The organism is Nocardioides zeicaulis, from assembly GCF_042432345.1.
GTDB lineage: Bacteria > Actinomycetota > Actinomycetes > Propionibacteriales > Nocardioidaceae > Nocardioides > Nocardioides zeicaulis.
Genome location: NZ_JBHLXH010000002.1, coordinates 470,957 through 486,627 on the forward strand (window position 1 = coordinate 470,957; position 15,671 = coordinate 486,627).

A 15,671-nucleotide genomic window follows, 5' to 3' on the forward strand; every position below is an offset into this window, starting at 1 on the left:
GTGTGAACGTTCCATTCTTGCAAGTCTGGTCGCTGCGCCGCGTGCTGAGGCACGCCCCTGATGGCGCCCGGGCCAGCTGATCGTCCGAAAACAGCACCAGCCTGTGACGTAGAAAGAGGGATCCCCCACCCCATGGATTGGCGCAGCCGCTCCGCATGCCTCGACGAGGACCCTGAGCTGTTCTTCCCGATCGGCAACACCGGTCCCGCGATCCTCCAGATCGAGGAGGCCAAGCAGGTGTGCCGTCGGTGCGAGGTGCGTGAGCAGTGTCTCGCCTGGGCCCTCGAGGCCGGGCAGGACCACGGTGTCTGGGGCGGTCTCAGCGAGGACGAGCGCCGCGCGCTGAAGCGTCGCAACGCCCGGGCCCGCATCCGCACGGCCTGACGGCTCACTCGAGCGGCAGGTCCGCCTGCACCCGGGCGCCACGCACGCCGGGGCCGATCTCGAGCACGCCGCCGAGCTCGGACTCGACGAGCGTGCGCACGATCGACAGGCCCAGCTGGGTCGAGCCGTCGAGGTCGAAGCCCTCGGGCAGGCCCCGCCCGTCGTCCTCGACGACCACGTGCAGCCGTCCGACGATCCGGCGGGCGGTGACCACCACCCGCCCGGTCGCCGGGGTCGCCCCCGCGGGCCGGTCCGCGTAGCCGTGCTCGACGGCGTTCTGCAGCACCTCGGTGAGCACCATCGCGAGGGGCGTGGCGGCCTCCGAGGGCAGCTTGCCGAAAGAGCCCTCGCGCACCACCCGCACCGGCACCTCGACGCCGCTGACGTCGACGACCATCGAGCCGAGCCGGTCGGCGATCTCGTCGAAGTCGACCGTCTCCTCGACCGCGTGGCTGAGCGTCTCGTGCACGATCGCGATGGACCCGACGCGGCGCACGGCCTCCTCGAGCGCCGACTTCGCGTCCTCGGCGGAGGTGCGCCGTGCCTGGAGGCGCAGCAGCGCCGCGACCGTCTGCAGGTTGTTCTTCACCCGGTGGTGGATCTCGCGGATCGTCACGTCCTTGGTGACCAGCTCGCGGTCGCGGCGACGCAGCTCGCTGACGTCGCGCACCAGCAGCAGCGCGCCGCTGCGCTCCCCCATCGGTCGCAGCGGGATGCTCCGCACGATGAGGGTCACCTCCTCGGTGCCGACCTCGGTGGCGCGACCGTCGCGACCGCCGAGCACGGCGCTCAGCGTCTCCTCGTCGGGGCGACGGCGCGGCGGCACGAGGTCGCGGGTCAGGTCGGCGAGCACGAGCCCGGCCAGGTCGCCCTGGAGCCCGAGCCGGCGGTAGGCCGAGAGGCCGTTGGGGCTGGCGTAGACGACCCGCCCCGCGGGGTCGAGGCGCACGAACCCGTCACCGACGCGCGGCGAGTCGGCGTGGTCGCTGCGCTGCCCGGCGAGCGGGAAGTGCCCGGCCGCGATCATCTGCGTCAGCTCGGCGGCGGTCTGCAGGTAGCTCAGCTCGAGCCGGCTGGGGGTGCGGACGCCGAGCAGGTTGGTGTTGCGCGCGACCAGGGCGATCACCTGCCCGGCGCGCCGCACCGGGATGACCTCGACCCGCACCGGCACGTCGTCACGCCACTCGGGGTCGCCCTCGCGGACCAGCCGCCCCGACGCGAGCGCCTCGTCGAGCATCCGGCGGCGTCCCATCGGGATGAACGTGCCGAGGACGTCGTCGACGAGCGCGGTCGGGCCGGTCGTCGGGCGCATCTGGCCGCCCGCCCAGTAGCCCTTGCCCTCCCGGTCGGGCAGCCACAGGACGAGGTCGGCGAAGGACAGGTCGGCCAGGATCTGCCAGTCGGCCATGAGCAGCTGGAGCCACGCCACGTCGTCCTCGACGAGGTCGGTGTGGGCTCGCACGAGCTCGTGGAGGGAGGGCACGCGGCCAGCCTAGGGGCAGCCGCCGGAGCGGCTCGGGCCGAGTTGGATCGGTGTCCGTGGTGGCTGGCAGGATGGGGGTCATGTCGATCGGGTACTGGAGCCAGGTGCAAGCAGCCGGGTTCGAGGTCCCGTCGGACCGGCCGCTCGACGACCTCACCGCCGAGCTCACGACCATGCTCGGGTCGACCGACGCCGAGGTCCGCGACGGCACGGCCTACCCCGCCCTGGCCACCTGGATCGAGCGCGGCATCTACGACGACCTGCTCCCCGGCCTGGGCGACGGCATGGCCGTCGGGCTCTCCGTCGGCCTCGGCGAGTCCGGCACCGACACCGTCTTCCGGCGCAGCTTCAGCGCGCTGATCCTCGCCGAGTGCCTGGAGCGCGACAACGAGCACCACCTCGTGCCCGGCCAGAAGGTGATGGAGTGGGGCGACCGGCTGGCGACCTGGTTCCTCTCCGAGCGCGACACCCGTGGCTTCGTCGCCGGCAAGGGCTGGGCCCACACCATGGCCCACGGCGCCGACGCGATCGGGGCGCTCGCGGAGTCGCCGCACCTGGCCGGCCCGGAGCACGCGGTGCTGCTCGACGTCGTCGCCGAGCGCGTCCTCCAGCAGGACCCGCACACGCCGCTGCTCTCCGGCGAGGTCGACCGCATGGTCCACGCCGTCATGCGCGTCCTGCGCCGCAACACCCTCGGCACCGACGTCCTCGAGCCGTGGGTGCACCACGTCGCGTCCGCCGGCAACCCCTACGGCCAGGGCGGCGACGGCGACCCGTTCCCGGCCGCCGCGACGTCGCAGACGTTCCTGCGGGCGCTCTTCGTCCAGCTCTCGCTGGCGCCCGACGCTCCCCGGGTGCGGCCCGACCTGCTGCTCGTCGTCATCGAGGCGCTGCGGCAGACCAACGTGCACCACCTGCTCCCGCCCACCGACTAGCCTGCGGAGCATGACTGACACCACGGGGCAGGCCACCGGGCACAGCGGCGAGGTCGCCGTCCAGGTCGCACGGGCGCACGGCGTCGAGACGATGTTCACGCTGTCGGGGGCCCACGTCTTCCCGATGTACGACGGCGCCGTGCAGACCCAGAAGGAGGGCCAGGGCCCGCAGGTGCGGCTGCTCGACGTCCGCCACGAGCAGACCGCCGCCTTCGCCGCCGAGGCGACCGGCAAGCTGACCCGCGTGCCCGGCCTCGCGGTCCTCACCGCCGGCCCGGGCGTCACCAACGGCATCAGCGCGATCGCGCAGGCCCAGTTCGCCGGGTCGCCGATGGTGGTCGTCGGGGGCCGCGCCCCGCAGAACCGCTGGGGCACGGGCTCGCTGCAGGAGCTCGACCAGCCGCCGATCATCGCGCCGGTCGCGAAGTCGGCGCGCACGCTGATGACCGCCGCCGACGTCGCCCCCGGCATGCACGAGGCGTTCACCCTCGCCCGCTCCAGCCACCGCGGCCCGGTCTTCGTCGACGTGCCGATGGACGAGTTCTTCGCACCCGCCTCCGGCGAGGTGCACGAGGGCCGCGCCGAGCGCATCGAGCCCGACCCCGACGCGATCGCCGCCGTGGCCCGCCTGCTCGCCGGGGCGCGCCGCCCGGTGCTGGTCCTCGGCACCGACGTGTGGGCCGACCACGCCGAAGGAGCCGCGCTGCGCTTCGTGGAGGACCTGGGCATCCCGACCCTCACCAACGGCATGGGCCGCGGCATCGTGCCCGGCGGCCACCGCTCGCTGGTGACCAAGGCGCGCGGCGCCGCGCTGTCCGGCGCCGACCTCGTGGTGGTCGTGGGCACCCCCCTCGACTTCCGGCTCGGCTACGGCGTCTTCGGCGGACCGGACAAGAACCCCGAGGGCGCGTTCGCGCGTGTCGTGCACGTCGCCGACTCCCCCGCCCAGGTGTCGGGCCACGCCGAGCTCGCCGGATCGGTCGCGGGTGACCTCACCACGGTCCTCGACGGGATCCAGGATGCCGTCGAGCGCGGCGACCGCCCCGACTGGTCCGACTGGGCCGACCACCTCGCCGACCAGGTCCGCGCCGCCACCGAGCGCGACGCGGCGCTGCTCACCGCCGAGGCCGACCCGGTCCACCCCGCGCGGATCTACGGCGAGCTGGTCCCGCGGCTGGCCGACGACTCGGTCGTCATCGGCGACGGCGGCGACTTCGTGTCGTTCGCCGGCAAGTACGTCGAGCCGCAGCGGCCCGGAGGCTGGCTCGATCCCGGCCCCTACGGCTGCCTCGGGGCCGGGCTCGGCGCGGCGATCGCAGCCCGGGTCGCCCGCCCGAGCGCCCAGGTCACGCTGCTGCTCGGCGACGGCGCGGCCGGCTTCTCGCTGATGGACGTCGACACGCTGGTGCGCCACGACCTGCCGGTCGTCATGGTCATGGGCAACAACTCCGCCTGGGGGCTGGAGAAGGGCCCGATGCAGATGCTCTACGGCTACGACGTGGTCGCCGACCTCGCCCAGCGCACCCCCTACGACGAGGTGGTCCGGGCGCTCGGCGGTGCCGGCGAGACCGTGACCGACCCGAAGCAGATCGGCCCGGCGCTGGACCGCGCGTACGCCGCGGGCGTGCCGTACCTCGTCAACGTGATCACCGACGTCGAGGCGGCCTACCCGCGCACCACCTTCGGGATCTGAGGGTGGCGCTCGAGGTCCGGCTGGCCCGCCCCGAGGAGCACGCACAGGTCGGCGAGCTGACGGTCCGCGCCTACGACGCGTTCACCCGCGGTCCCGCCGACCCCTACGTCGCCCGCCTGCGCGACGCCGCGGCGCGCGCGTCCGGGGGCGAGCTGTGGGTCGCGGTCGAGGGCGAGCGCCTGCTCGGCAACGTGACCTACTGCCCGCCCGGCTCGGCGTTCCGCGAGGTCGCCCGCGACGACGAGGGCGAGTTCCGGATGCTGGCCGTCGACCCCGCCGCCCGCGGGGCGGGCGCCGGCACGGCGCTGGCTCGCCACTGCGAGGCGCGGGCGCAGGCGCACGGCGCGAGCGGCATGGCCCTCTCGACGCTGGCCGAGATGGGCGACGCCCACCGCATTTACCGCCGCCTCGGCTACGACCGCGACCCCACGCGCGACTGGTCGCCGCTGCCCGGTGTCGACCTGCTGGCGTTCAGCAAGGTCTTCTGAGGCCTCAGCACCGTCGACCCGTGGTCGGGTCGTCGACGTCGTCGAAGCACACGGTGCCCCACGGCAGCGGAGCGATCCCGTCGTCGCCCGACCGCACCCACTGCCACGTCTCCCACGACCCGTCGTCGGCCGCCACCGCGGTGACCACGATGCCGGCGCCGGTGAGCCAGGAGCGGTAGCGGCGACCGTCGTCGGTCGTCCCGGAGCCGAGGGGCACCTCGCCCACCGGCCGAAGCCGGACCAGGCCCGCCTGGTCGCCCGCCTGCACGACGACCTCCATCGCCGACGCGTCGGAGGCCGACGACACGAGCACCGCGGCGGCGTCGTACCCGGCGAGGTACGCCGGGCTCACGACGTGCACCCGGGGGTCCGGCACGTCCAGCGCGTGGACGGCACCGTCGGCGCCGGGCCCGTCGACGACCAGCACCGGCCCGGATCCGTCGTCCTCCACGCGCACGCGGTGACCGAGGCCACCGTCGTCGAGGGCGACCTGCTGCCCGGCACCGATGGTCTCGGTGGACTCCGAGGTCACGTAGGGCAGGTCGTCGGCGCTGTCGGCGTCGCAGGCCGTCGTCGCCTCCGGCTCGTGCACGGCGCACCCCGGCTCGCCCGGGCGCAGCACACCCGCCTCGTCGAGGGTCCAGGCGTAGGTGTCCATCACGTAGGTCTCGGGGGTGAGCAGGGTCATGCTGCCGGACGCGCGGGCGAACGCCTCGACCGAGCGCGTGGAGACCAGCGTGCCGCGCCGCACCTCGAACGACTGCACGTGCACCAGGTCGTAGTGCTCGGTCTCCGACCCCGGGACGACGGCGTACCCGCCGGAGAGGAGGGCGGGATCGCTGGGCACGGCCTGCACCAGCAGCCCGTCACGGAGGTCGAGCACGACCGGCTCGAACGGCGCACCCGGGCCGCCCTGGAGGTCGGTGGTGTAGAGCACCAGCTCCTGGTCGCCGTCGGCGTCGGCGTCGACGGGCTGGAGCGCGTTGACGCCAATGGTCGTCCCGAGCTCGACGACGCCGAAGGCCTCCTCGCCGGTGCTGCTCAGCGTCGTCTGCACGCGGGTCCGGCCGTCGTGCCCCGAGGTCGGCTCGGCGAGGAACTCGACCCGCTCGCCCCTCCCGTCGCCGTCGAGGTCGAGGCGGGCCGGCTCGGAGAGGTCGTCGGGCTGCCAGTCGCGGCCTACGTCGACCGGCAGGTCCAGCTGCGGCCGGTCGGGCTGCGGCGCGATCTGCTCGGAGCGCGGCCGCCCGCCGACACCCTGCAGCACCACGCCCAGGACCAGGAGCACCGCTGCGGCCGTGGCGAGCAGCACCCAGGGCGAGCGCCAGGCCGGGCGCAGCTCGACCACGGGCGCCGCCAGGGGCTCGAGGTCCTCGGGGCGGACCAGGTCGGCGCGGGCGCCCAGCGCTGCGCGCAGCCGCTCCTCGATCCCCGGGACCGTGTCGTTCGCGCTCATCACTGCTCCTTCCCCGAGGTCGTGGTGGTCGTGGTGGTCATCGCCCTCTCCAGCGCCGCGAGCGCGCGGCTGGCGGTCGACTTGACGGTGCCGGTGCTGATGTCGAGGGTCCGGGCGATCTCCGCCTCGGACAGGTCCGACCAGTAGCGCAGCACCAGCACCTCGCGCTGCCGCGGCGCCAGCGTCTGGAGCGCTGCGATCACCTCGCGGTGCTCCTCCGCGAGGACGGCAGCGTCCTCGGGCGTGGGTGGCGGGAGGTCGCGAGGTGGTGAGTAGGCCCGCGCCGTACGACGTCGGCGCAGCGCCGAGCGGGCGGTGTTGACGACCGCGGTGCGCAGGTAGGCCAGCGCCTTGGCCGGATCACGCACGGCGTCGGGCCGACGGGCCAGCGCGGCGAACGCGTCCTGCACGACGTCCTCGGCCGAGGCGAGGTCGTCGACGAGCAGCACCGCGAGCCGGACCAGCGGGAGCCGGTGGGCAGCGTAGAGCTCGGTGATCTCCACCGTGGGCTCCATCTCGACCGTCCTCGTGCTCATGTCTGGTAGACGTGTGTGCGAGCGTCAGGTTGCCCCACCTGCGCACGAATCTCCGGGAGGACCCCCATGCCGCAGCCCGAGCCCGCATCGTTGACCTTCGTGGTCGGCGACGACGACACCGCCCTCGCCGTGGGGTCGGGGTCGCTCCCGGTGCTCGGCACCCCGCGGCTGCTGGCCTGGCTCGAGGCCGCCACCTGCGCCTGCCTCGCGCCGCTCCTGCGCGACGGCTCCACCAGCGTCGGCACCCGCGTGCAGGTCGAGCACCTCGCGGCCAGCCCGGTCGGCGCCGAGGTCGAGGTGAGCGCGTCGAGCGCGTACGTCGACGGGCGGCTGCACCGATTCACCGTCAGCGCCCGCGACACCACCTCCGGCAAGGTGCTCGCCGCCGGCGAGGTCACCCGCGTGGTCGTCGACGCGGAGCGGTTCCTCTCACGCCTGTAGGCGCGGGGTCCGGACATGCAAAAGTCCCCGCCGGCGGCGGGGACTTCGGCGACTGACGTGCGGGGAGCGCGTCAGGCGTTGGGGCGCTTGCCGTGGTTCGCGCCCTTCTTCTTGCGAGCGCGGCGCTTGCGTCCGGTCTTGCCCATGTCGTCCTCCTGGAATCGGTGCTCCGGGCAGTGTCTCAAAGCCACCGGCATCGGGGCGAATCGGGTGCGGCGCGACCGGACCGGGTCAGTCCGTGCGGCCCTCGGTGATCTGGACGCTGACCTCGCGCAGCTGGAGCCGCACCCGGTCGCGCAGCGCCTGGGGCGCGGACTCCGAGCAGGAACGCTGCACGAGCTGCTTGACCGCCCGCTGGAGGTCGTAGCGCTCGAGGCAGGGCCCGCACTCGCGCAGATGCATCTCCACGACGGCGCAGTCGGACTGGTCGAGCTCGTTGTCGAGGAGGTAGACGATGCGCTCGATGTAGTCGACGCAGTCGTCGCGCCCGTGCTGGTGCTCGCTCACGACGTCTTCCTCCCCTCGGTGGCCGCGTCGACGGACGACGTCGGCAGCAGGTCGTTGGTGCGCACGTAGTCGGCGAGCATGTCCCGCAGCTGGCGCCGGCCGCGGTGCAGGCGGGACATCACGGTGCCGATCGGCGTGTCCATGATCTCCGCGATCTCCTTGTAGGGGAATCCCTCGACGTCGGCGAGGTAGACCGCCAGGCGGAACTCCTCGGGGAGCCGCTGCAGCGCGTCCTTGACCTCGGAGTCGGGGAGGTGCTCCAGCGCCTCCATCTCCGCTGAGCGCAGGCCCGTCGAGGAGTGCGACTCCGCGCGGGCGAGCTGCCAGTCCTCGACGTCCTCCGACATCGACTGCTGCGGCTGGCGCTGCTTCTTGCGGTAGGAGTTGATGTAGGTGTTCGTCAGGATCCGGTACAGCCAGGCCTTGAGGTTGGTGCCGGGCTTGAACTGGTGGAAGGCGCTGTAGGCCTTCGCGAACGTCTCCTGGACGAGGTCCTCGGCGTCCGCGGGGTTGCGCGTCATGCGCATGGCGGCGCCGTAGAGCTGGTCGAGGAAGGGGAGCGCGTCGCGCTCGAAGCGGGCCGAGCGCTCGTCGGAGGACTCCTCCTCGAGGGGCTTCTCGGTGGCGGACGTGTCGTCCGTGAGCGATTCAGTCATCGCGTCCCACAGTAGCGCTGTGGAGGCTGCGTCGAGACCACGCTCCTGGCGTACGGGTCGGTCGAGGGTCAGTGACTGCACACCGACCTGAACACCTCACCCCCCGGAAGGATTCCCGACGACCTCGCGGACCAGCCACTCGAGCGTGGACTCCACCACGATCCCCATCGCCTCCTCCTGGCTCACCTCGCCGCGGGCCGGCACCTTGAGCCCGTGGTCGCCGCCGGGCACGACCACCAGGTCGACCCCGGTCGCGTCGCCGGGGAACTCCTCGGGGCGGCCCATCGGGTCGCGCTCGCCCTGCACCACCAGCGTCGGGAGCCCGGTGCCGAGCAGCTCGGGCAGGCGGGTCGGCTCGGTCCTCCCCGGCTGGTGGAGCGGGAACGACAGGGCCAGGCAGCCGGTGGCCCCCAGCGCCTTCGCGGTGCGGGCGGCCGAGCGCGCGCCCGCGGAGCGGCCGCCCACGACCAGCGGCGTGCGCACCCGCATCACGTCGGCGGCGCAACGCAGGGCCGCGTCGAGCGTCGGCGGCGCGGTCGCGACCTTGCGACCGGCCACGCGCCACGGTTGCTCGAACAGCACCACGCTCACGCCCTGCGCGGGGAGCGCGTCGGCGAGCGCCCAGAGGTCGCGAGACTCCACTCCCCCGCCGGCGCCGTGGCTGAGCAGCAGCGTGGCGATCGGTCGCGGCGAGCGCCGGGTGTGCAACCGCCCCTCCCCGTGGGGCGTGGCGACGCTGCGGACCGTGGCCTTCTTCACCGGGCCTCCTCCTCGGGCTCGACGGGCTCGACGGGCTCGACGGCCATCGGCTCGACGAGCTCGGGGCCGTTGTTGCGCACGTTGCTGACCAGGCGCGGCACGGCGTACGCCTCGAGGCGCCCGGGCGCGGCGGGCACGAGCAGCGAGGTGTCCCCGGGCGTGGTGGGGTCGAGCCAGGCGGCCCAGCGGTCGCGCTCGACCATCAGCGGCATCCGGTCGTGGATGTGGCCCAGCGCGTCCTCGGCCTGGGTGGTGAGGACCGTGCAGGTCCAGCGGAAGCGTGCGGGGTCGTCCTCGGCGCGCGTCGGGTCACGCCAGATCTCGTAGAGCCCGGCCATCGCGAGCACCCCGCCGTCCTTCGGCCGGATGAAGAAGGGCTGCTTGACCGGCTTGCCCTTCGCGTCCTTCTGCGAGCTCGGGTACCACTCGAAGTACCCGTCGGCCGGGAGCAGCGCGCGCCGGGTGGCGAACGCCTTGCGGTAGGCGGGCTTCTCCGCGACGGTCTCCATGCGGGCGTTGATCATCCGGTTGCCGATCGAGGGGTCCTTGGCCCACGACGGCACCAGTCCCCACGTCAGCACCCGCAGCTGCCGCTGCGGCGGCCCGTGCTCCTCCGAGTCGCGCGACGGAGGTCGCTCGACGACGGCGTAGACCTCCTTGGTCGGCGCCACGTTCCAGTCGGGCGCGAGGGGCTCGGCGATGCGGTTCTCGACGACCTCGAACTCCTCGACCAGGTCGTCAGGTTCGCGGGAGGAGGCGTAGCGGCCGCACATGCAGCGACCCTAGCGTCACCCGCGAGCCAGGTCGTCGAGGAGCATGCCGGTGCCCTCGTCGCTCGGTGGCACGCCCTCGATCCACACCCGCACACCGCCGGAGGGATCGCCGCCGCCGAGGAGGGTGCGCAGCACGCCGGCCCGGCGCCCGAGCATCGTGTCGCGCCGCGTGAGCACCACGACCCGCCTCGTGCCGAGCCGGGCGATGGTCTCGTCGCGGGCGAAGACGGTCCGGGCCGACTCGCCCGTCCGGGCCAGGCGCATCGCCCGGGTGAAGTGGTCGCCGACGTCGTCGGAGGGGTCGTCGCCGACCGGCACGGAGCACACCACCAGCGCGTGGTCGCGCACCGCGTCGCCCCCGAGGCGGTGCAGCTCGGCGAGCCGGCTGCGCAGGTGGGCCTGGCTCGCCAGGCCGGTCAGCGGGTCGTCGCACGAGAGCTGGTGGAGGTAGCCAAGGGTGGTCTCGCCCCACGCGAGCACCATCGCGGCCACCATGTCGTACGACGGCTCGGTGCCCACCGCGTGCCAGGCAGCCTGCCGCAGCCCGTCGAGCGCCTCCTCGAGCGAGGCGCCGTCGCGGGCGAGCTCCTCACCGAGGACCGCGCACGCGTCGAGCCCGTCCGACCCCGAGGAGAGCGCCTCACCCACGGCCTCGAACCGGTGCGGCAACCCCGACCGCGAGCCCGGCCGGCCCTCTGCGCCCACCCCGGGGCCAGGGGCCGCAGCACGACGACGACTGACGAAGATGCTCACGGCTCACCCCCCACGGGACTTGTTTCCTGCGGAGGAGACGGGCGCGCCCGGGTGCCATGACGCGATCGGCCTCGATTTCTCGGCAAGTTCTTCCGGATGCACCCCCCGGGGTGGGGCCGGGTCTACGCTCGACGGACCACCCACCTCACCGGTCCTGCCTGAGAGCCGCCCCATGAGCACCGCTACCCACGTCGAGCCGTCCAGCGACGCCGAGCTGATCTCGGCCGTCCGCGGCGGTGACGTCGACGCCTACGGCCTGCTCTTCGAGCGGCACGTCGACGCGGCCCGGCGGCTCGCCCGCCAGCTGGTGCCGCCCGGCGACGCCGAGGACCTCGTCTCCGACGCCTTCATCAAGGTGCTCAACGTGCTGCGCCGCGGCGGCGGGCCGGACGTCGCCTTCCGCGCCTACCTGCTCACCGCCGTGCGCCGCCTCCAGGTCGACCGGTTCCGCTCCGGCGCCCGGCTCCAGACCACCGACGACGTGGAGGCCTTCGACCCGGGCGAGCCGTTCCGCGACACCGCCGTGGAGGGGTTCGAGAACGCCGCAGCGGCGGCCGCCTTCGCCTCGCTGCCCGAGCGCTGGCAGCTGGTGCTGTGGCACACCGAGGTCGAGGGCGACAAGCCTGCCGACGTCGCGCCCCTGCTCGGCATGAACCCCAACTCCGTGGCAGCCCTCGCCTACCGGGCCCGAGAGGGCCTGCGCCAGGCGTTCCTCACCCAGCACGCGGCCGCCCTCGACGACGACACCTGCCGGTGGACCCATGCCCACCTCGGCGCCTACGTCCGTCACACCACGTCCCGCCGCGACACCGCCAAGGTGGAGCAGCACCTCGAGGGCTGCCGTCCCTGCACCGCGCTCCACCTCGAGCTCACCGAGGTCAACTCCCACCTCGGCGCCCTTCTCGCCCCGCTGCTCCTGGGCGGGGCGGCCGCGGCCTACCTCGGTGCGGCAGGTGGCGGCGCCGCGGTGCCGATCGGGATCGGAGTCCTCCTCGGGCGCCTCCGTGACGCCGTCGTGGCGCACGCGAGCACCGCTGCCGTGGCCGGCGTCGCCGTCAGCACGGCGGTGGTCACGGGCGGCGTGGTGCTCGGCCACCGGGGCGTCGACCGGCCCGCGGGCGGGGACCCGCCGGCCGCCGTCGGCACGGTCGACGGGAGCGCGTCCCCCGGCCTGCCGGACGGCTCGCGCAACGGCTCGCCGTCGCCGCGCCAGCGCGAGCGCCGCGGCCAGGGTGGTGCCGCACCGGGCGAGACCACGCAGCAGGTCTCCCTCACGCTGGCCACCGACGGGCCCGCGCCCACCGGGACGCCCTCGGACGGTCCCCCTGGTGGTCCCACCTCCTCCCCCACCGACGGTCCGGGCCCCACCTCCGGCCCCACCTCCACACCCCCGCAGGCACCGACGCAGAGCCCGACCCCGACCGGGAGCCCGACGACGACACCCACCGCGACGCCGACGGCCACGCCCACCCAGACCCCCACCCAGGCACCCACCGCGACGCCGACGGCCACGCCCACCCAGACCCCCACCCAGACCCCCACCCAGGCACCCACCCAGGCCCCGACCGCAGCGCCTGCCGACGCCTCGGTCTCCGGCACCGTCAGTGGTGCGCGGCCCACCTGGGACGTCGTGGTGACCGTCTCCGGGCTCACCGGCAGCTCAGGCGTGCTCACCGTCGTGGCCACCGCCGCCGACGCGGTGCGCACCAACGACAGGCGCTGCGACGTGGCGCGGCAGACGGTGACCTGCCAGCTCTCGGGCGACGCCTCGATCGCGCTGCAGGTGGTCGACGGCCAGGGCTCGACGCAGGTGAGCGCGTCCCTCGACCCCGCCGGCACCGACGCCGACCCGGGCAACGACACCTGGCGCGCCGTCCTGGACTGAACCCCACCGTCCGGCACCCCTGCGGACGTGGGCGGCCCCGCCACCGATCGTGTAGACAGGTGGCATGACGATCACCCGGTTGCTCGCCCGTCCGATGCTGGCCTCCATCTTCGTCGCCGGGGGCATCAACGCCCTCCGCAACTCCGAGGCCCACGCCGCGAAGGCCAAGAAGGTCACCGACAAGGTCGTCCCGATGGCCCAGCAGGCGGCGCCGAAGGCCCCGATCCCCACCGACGCCACCACGCTCGTGCGCATCAACGCGGGCGCCCAGATCCTCGCCGCCGCCGCCCTGGCCACGGGCCGCGCGCCCCGCATCAGCGCGACCGTCCTCGCCGCGTCGCTGGTCCCGACCACGCTCGCCGGTCACGCCTTCTGGGACGAGACCGACCCGAAGGCGAAGGCCGCCCAGCGCCTGCAGTTCATCAAGAACACCTCGATCTTCGGCGGCCTGCTCCTCGCCGGCGTCGACACCGAGGGCCAGCCCGGCCTGGCCTGGCGCGCGCGCCGCGCCGCCAAGGACGTGCGCCGCGAGGCCACGCAGGTCGCCAAGGACGCCCGCCGCGAGGCGCGGCTCGCCAAGGCCCATCTCGTCTGACCTCGATAGGGTGCGCGGGTGAGCGAGCCCGCCCCCGTCCCCGACCCCTGGCCGGCACCCCGGCCGGACGCCCCCGTCGACCGGGTCGTCCGGCTGCCGGGCAGCAAGTCGCTGACCAACCGTGCGCTGCTGCTCGCGGCGCTCGCCGAGGGCCCCAGCGTCGTACGCCGTCCGCTGCGCTCGCGTGACACCCTGCTGATGGCAGCCGCCCTCCGGGCGCTCGGCACGGGCGTCGAGGACCACGGCGACGACTGGGCCGTCGTCCCGGGCGCGTGGGACCGCGACGCCGAGGTCGACTGCGGTCTCGCCGGCACGGTGATGCGTTTCGTCCCGCCGGTGGTCGGGCTGGCCACCGGCTCGGTCCACTTCGACGGCGACCCGCACATGCGCCAGCGGCCCGTGGGCCCGATGCTCGCCGCGCTCTCGGCCCTGGGCGTCCGGGTCGACGACGGAGGGCGCGGGGCCCTCCCCTTCACCGTCGCCGGCGCCGGCTCCGTTCCCGGCGGCACCGTGACCATCGACGCGAGCGCGTCGTCGCAGTTCGTCTCCGCGCTGCTGCTCGCCGGCGCCCGCTACGACGCCGGGGTCGACGTGCGCCACGTGGGCAAGCCGGTGCCGTCCCTGCCCCACATCGAGATGACCGTCGAGATGCTCCGGCAGCACGGCGTGGAGGTCGACGACTCCGACGCCAACCGCTGGGCCGTCCGGCCCGGGCCGGTGGCCGCGGTCGACCACGACATCGAGCCCGACCTCTCCAACGCCGCGCCGTTCCTCGCCCTCGCCGCCGCGACCGGCGGTCGGGTGCGGGTCACCGGCTGGCCGGAGCGCACCACCCAGCCCGGCGACGAGCTGCGCGAGATCCTCACGCTGATGGGCTGCCGCGTCGAGCACACCGGCGGCGACCTCGTCGTCGAGGGGCCCGAGCGCCTGGACGGCGTCGACCTCGACCTCCACGACGTCGGCGAGCTGACCCCCGCCGTCGCCGCGCTCTGCGCCCTCGCCGGCTCCCCGTCGCACCTGCGCGGGGTCGCCCACATCCGCGGCCACGAGACCGACCGGATCACCGCGCTCGCCACCGAGCTCGGCCGGCTCGGCGCCGACGTCACCGAGCGGGAGGACGGGTTGTCGATCCGCCCGGCGACGCTGCACGGCGCGACGTTCCGCACCTACGCCGACCACCGCATGGCCCACGCCGGCGTCATCCTGGGCCTCGCCGTCGACGGGGTGCGCGTCGAGGACGTGGCCACCACCGCCAAGACCTTCCCCGACTTCGCCGGGGCGTGGAGCCTCGCCGTCCACGGCGGGTCGCCGTCGTGACCGGGCGCTACTCCGAGCACGACCAGGAGCACTACGAGCGACCCCGCCGCCGCACCCGGCCGCGCACCAAGGACCGGCCGACCTACGACGACGCCGTCGACGGGCGCGTGGTCACTGTCGACCGGGGCCGGTTCACCCTGCTCGTCGACGGCCACCGGGTGATGGCGATGAAGTCGCGCCCCCTCGGCCGCAAGGGCGTCGTCGTGGGCGACCACGTCCGGGTCGTCGGCGACACCAGCGGCGCGGACGGCTCGCTCGCCCGCATCGTCGAGGTCGTGGAGCGCTCCACCACGCTGCGACGCACCGCCGACGACGACGACCCGGTCGAGCGGGTGATCGTCTCCAACGCCGACCAGCTCGTCGTGGTCACCGCCCTCGCCGACCCCGAGCCGCGTCCGCGCCTGATCGACCGGGCACTGGTCGCGGCCTACGACGCCGGCATGACCCCGCTGCTGTGCCTCACCAAGTCCGACCTGGCCGACCCCGAGGTGCTGCTCTCGACCTACCGCTCGCTCGGTGTGCCGTGGGTGGTGACCCGCCTCAGGGGCCAGGGTGCCGGTGACCTCGCCGACCTGCGCGAGCGGCTCAGCGGACGCACCAGCGTCCTGGTCGGGCACAGCGGCGTCGGCAAGTCGACGCTCGTCAACGCCCTCGTGCCGGACGCGCGTCGCGAGGTCGGCATCGTCAACGCGGTCACCGGGCGGGGTCGCCACACCTCCACGAGCGCGTACCTGCTCGAGCTGCCCGGCGCGGACGGCTGGATCATCGACACCCCGGGCATCCGCTCCTTCGGACTGGCCCACGTGAAGCCCGAGGACCTCATCGAGGCGTTCCCGGACCTCGAGGAGATGACCGAGGACTGCCCGCGCGGCTGCACCCACGGCGCCGGCGAGCCCGAGTGCGGGCTCGACGTCGCGGTCGCCGCCGGCGACACCGACCCCGACCGCGTCGAGTCGTTCCGCCGGCTCCTGGCCGCGCGCGAGGGCGCCACCGACTGGTGAGTGCCCCTA

Annotated in this window: 18 protein-coding genes; 9 read left to right on the top strand and 9 right to left on the bottom strand. The window is 74.3% G+C overall.

Going from position 1 to position 15,671, the window contains the following annotated elements:
- The first annotated feature begins 132 nt into the window (after positions 1 to 132).
- Positions 133 to 384 carry a WhiB family transcriptional regulator gene (locus ACFFJG_RS16790; protein ID WP_056601527.1) on the top strand — a complete coding sequence of 84 codons (252 nt, stop codon included), beginning with the start codon at positions 133 to 135 and terminating at the stop codon, positions 382 to 384.
- A 4-nt stretch (positions 385 to 388) separates the two neighbouring features.
- On the opposite strand, the gene ACFFJG_RS16795 is transcribed toward ACFFJG_RS16790, so the two are convergent.
- Entirely contained in the window at positions 389 to 1,867 is a 1,479-nt protein-coding gene (locus tag ACFFJG_RS16795) for a sensor histidine kinase (RefSeq protein WP_378519929.1), read from the bottom strand.
- Positions 1,868 to 1,947: 80 nt separating this feature from the next.
- On the opposite strand from ACFFJG_RS16795, the gene ACFFJG_RS16800 reads away from it, so the two are divergent.
- Genes ACFFJG_RS16800 through ACFFJG_RS16810 form a run of 3 tightly spaced genes read left to right on the top strand, consistent with a single transcriptional unit; the run spans position 1,948 to position 4,983 of the window.
- The gene (locus ACFFJG_RS16800; protein ID WP_378519930.1) at positions 1,948 to 2,802 is read left to right on the top strand and encodes a DUF2785 domain-containing protein; all 855 of its coding nucleotides are present in this window, start codon (positions 1,948 to 1,950) and stop codon (positions 2,800 to 2,802) included.
- Between the two features lie 10 nt (positions 2,803 to 2,812).
- The gene (locus ACFFJG_RS16805; RefSeq protein ID WP_378519931.1) at positions 2,813 to 4,495 is read left to right on the top strand and encodes an acetolactate synthase; all 1,683 of its coding nucleotides are present in this window, start codon (positions 2,813 to 2,815) and stop codon (positions 4,493 to 4,495) included.
- Positions 4,496 to 4,497: 2 nt separating this feature from the next.
- Positions 4,498 to 4,983, top strand: a complete 486-nt coding sequence (locus ACFFJG_RS16810) for a GNAT family N-acetyltransferase (protein WP_378519932.1) — start codon at positions 4,498 to 4,500, stop codon at positions 4,981 to 4,983.
- A gap of 4 nt (positions 4,984 to 4,987) precedes the next feature.
- Here the strand turns inward: ACFFJG_RS16810 and ACFFJG_RS16815 are convergent, their stop codons facing one another.
- Positions 4,988 to 6,439, bottom strand: coding sequence for a hypothetical protein (locus ACFFJG_RS16815; RefSeq protein ID WP_378519933.1), 1,452 nt, complete (start codon positions 6,437 to 6,439; stop codon positions 4,988 to 4,990).
- Positions 6,439 to 6,975, bottom strand: a complete 537-nt coding sequence (locus tag ACFFJG_RS16820; RefSeq protein WP_378519934.1) for a SigE family RNA polymerase sigma factor — start codon at positions 6,973 to 6,975, stop codon at positions 6,439 to 6,441. Before ACFFJG_RS16820 ends, ACFFJG_RS16815 begins: the two co-directional genes overlap by 1 nt.
- A gap of 66 nt (positions 6,976 to 7,041) precedes the next feature.
- Between ACFFJG_RS16820 and ACFFJG_RS16825 the strand changes: the two genes are divergently transcribed.
- Positions 7,042 to 7,416 (top strand): thioesterase family protein, encoded by a 375-nt coding sequence (locus ACFFJG_RS16825; RefSeq protein ID WP_378519935.1) that lies wholly within the window; start codon positions 7,042 to 7,044, stop codon positions 7,414 to 7,416.
- Between the two features lie 71 nt (positions 7,417 to 7,487).
- Here the strand turns inward: ACFFJG_RS16825 and ACFFJG_RS16830 are convergent, their stop codons facing one another.
- From ACFFJG_RS16830 to ACFFJG_RS16855, 6 genes are all read right to left on the bottom strand, one after another.
- On the bottom strand, positions 7,488 to 7,562 hold the full coding sequence (locus ACFFJG_RS16830) for a 50S ribosomal protein bL37 (protein WP_369759046.1): 75 nt from the start codon (positions 7,560 to 7,562) through the stop codon (positions 7,488 to 7,490).
- Positions 7,563 to 7,647: 85 nt separating this feature from the next.
- On the bottom strand, positions 7,648 to 7,923 hold the full coding sequence (gene rsrA / locus ACFFJG_RS16835) for a mycothiol system anti-sigma-R factor (protein ID WP_378519936.1): 276 nt from the start codon (positions 7,921 to 7,923) through the stop codon (positions 7,648 to 7,650).
- Entirely contained in the window at positions 7,920 to 8,579 is a 660-nt protein-coding gene (locus ACFFJG_RS16840; protein WP_378519937.1) for a sigma-70 family RNA polymerase sigma factor, read from the bottom strand. Before ACFFJG_RS16840 ends, rsrA begins: the two co-directional genes overlap by 4 nt.
- Before the next feature lie 96 nt (positions 8,580 to 8,675).
- Positions 8,676 to 9,338, bottom strand: a complete 663-nt coding sequence (locus tag ACFFJG_RS16845) for an alpha/beta hydrolase family protein (RefSeq protein ID WP_378519938.1) — start codon at positions 9,336 to 9,338, stop codon at positions 8,676 to 8,678.
- Positions 9,335 to 10,111: an SOS response-associated peptidase gene (locus ACFFJG_RS16850; RefSeq protein ID WP_378519939.1), complete on the bottom strand. Its 777-nt coding sequence runs from the start codon at positions 10,109 to 10,111 to the stop codon at positions 9,335 to 9,337. Before ACFFJG_RS16850 ends, ACFFJG_RS16845 begins: the two co-directional genes overlap by 4 nt.
- A gap of 15 nt (positions 10,112 to 10,126) precedes the next feature.
- Positions 10,127 to 10,759, bottom strand: coding sequence for a hypothetical protein (locus tag ACFFJG_RS16855; protein ID WP_378519940.1), 633 nt, complete (start codon positions 10,757 to 10,759; stop codon positions 10,127 to 10,129).
- 277 nt (positions 10,760 to 11,036) lie between these two features.
- Between ACFFJG_RS16855 and ACFFJG_RS16860 the strand changes: the two genes are divergently transcribed.
- The 4 genes from ACFFJG_RS16860 (at position 11,037) to rsgA (ending at position 15,662) form a co-directional block, all read left to right on the top strand.
- Positions 11,037 to 12,749 carry a sigma-70 family RNA polymerase sigma factor gene (locus ACFFJG_RS16860; RefSeq protein ID WP_378519941.1) on the top strand — a complete coding sequence of 571 codons (1,713 nt, stop codon included), beginning with the start codon at positions 11,037 to 11,039 and terminating at the stop codon, positions 12,747 to 12,749.
- A gap of 64 nt (positions 12,750 to 12,813) precedes the next feature.
- Entirely contained in the window at positions 12,814 to 13,344 is a 531-nt protein-coding gene (locus ACFFJG_RS16865; protein WP_378519942.1) for a DoxX family membrane protein, read from the top strand.
- Between the two features lie 18 nt (positions 13,345 to 13,362).
- A complete protein-coding gene (gene aroA / locus ACFFJG_RS16870) occupies positions 13,363 to 14,661 on the top strand; it encodes a 3-phosphoshikimate 1-carboxyvinyltransferase (RefSeq protein ID WP_378519943.1) in 1,299 nt (432 codons plus the stop codon).
- Positions 14,658 to 15,662, top strand: a complete 1,005-nt coding sequence (rsgA, locus tag ACFFJG_RS16875) for a ribosome small subunit-dependent GTPase A (protein WP_378519944.1) — start codon at positions 14,658 to 14,660, stop codon at positions 15,660 to 15,662. Before aroA ends, rsgA begins: the two co-directional genes overlap by 4 nt.
- Positions 15,663 to 15,671 lie beyond the last annotated feature (9 nt).

What these genes read in the sequence shown, in the direction of transcription:
- ACFFJG_RS16790 (WP_056601527.1), top strand. Translation starts at nt 133, where the DNA reads ATGGATTGGCGCAGCCGCTCCGCATGCCTCGACGAGGACCCTGAGCTG.
- ACFFJG_RS16800 (WP_378519930.1), top strand. Translation starts at nt 1,948, where the DNA reads ATGTCGATCGGGTACTGGAGCCAGGTGCAAGCAGCCGGGTTCGAGGTC.
- ACFFJG_RS16805 (WP_378519931.1), top strand. Translation starts at nt 2,813, where the DNA reads ATGACTGACACCACGGGGCAGGCCACCGGGCACAGCGGCGAGGTCGCC.
- ACFFJG_RS16815 (WP_378519933.1), bottom strand. Translation starts at nt 6,439, where the DNA reads ATGAGCGCGAACGACACGGTCCCGGGGATCGAGGAGCGGCTGCGCGCA.
- ACFFJG_RS16820 (WP_378519934.1), bottom strand. Translation starts at nt 6,975, where the DNA reads ATGAGCACGAGGACGGTCGAGATGGAGCCCACGGTGGAGATCACCGAG.
- ACFFJG_RS16825 (WP_378519935.1), top strand. Translation starts at nt 7,042, where the DNA reads ATGCCGCAGCCCGAGCCCGCATCGTTGACCTTCGTGGTCGGCGACGAC.
- ACFFJG_RS16840 (WP_378519937.1), bottom strand. Translation starts at nt 8,579, where the DNA reads ATGACTGAATCGCTCACGGACGACACGTCCGCCACCGAGAAGCCCCTC.
- ACFFJG_RS16850 (WP_378519939.1), bottom strand. Translation starts at nt 10,111, where the DNA reads ATGTGCGGCCGCTACGCCTCCTCCCGCGAACCTGACGACCTGGTCGAG.
- ACFFJG_RS16860 (WP_378519941.1), top strand. Translation starts at nt 11,037, where the DNA reads ATGAGCACCGCTACCCACGTCGAGCCGTCCAGCGACGCCGAGCTGATC.
- ACFFJG_RS16865 (WP_378519942.1), top strand. Translation starts at nt 12,814, where the DNA reads ATGACGATCACCCGGTTGCTCGCCCGTCCGATGCTGGCCTCCATCTTC.